Origin of the sequence: Winogradskyella poriferorum (assembly GCF_050618035.1) — a bacterium.
In the GTDB taxonomy this organism is placed as follows: Bacteria; Bacteroidota; Bacteroidia; order Flavobacteriales; family Flavobacteriaceae; genus Winogradskyella; species Winogradskyella poriferorum_A.
On record NZ_JBODPY010000210.1, the window covers coordinates 1 to 224 of the forward strand.

At 36.6% G+C, this 224-nt stretch carries 1 protein-coding gene; it reads left to right on the plus strand.

Features of this window, described 5'->3' with window-relative positions; all coding sequences use genetic code 11:
• The coding region (locus ACRHOC_RS15500) for a hypothetical protein (protein ID WP_431159482.1) at positions 1–224 on the plus strand (224 nt) is incomplete at both ends.

The following is a 224-nucleotide window of genomic DNA, read 5'->3' on the forward strand; positions in this document are numbered from 1 at the left end:
TTTGTGAGTGAGAATCCAGTAGCCAATTCCTTAGCATTGTTTAATGGATGTGATGATAATAATGATGGCATCTTCGAATATTTTGATACCTCAACCGTAGAGAGCGATGTATTAAATGGCCAAAGCGGAATGAGTGTGAGCTATTTTGATGCCAATGGTAATGCTTTACCAAGTCCATTACCAAAGCAATTTAGCAATAGCACACCATTTAATGAAATCATTAC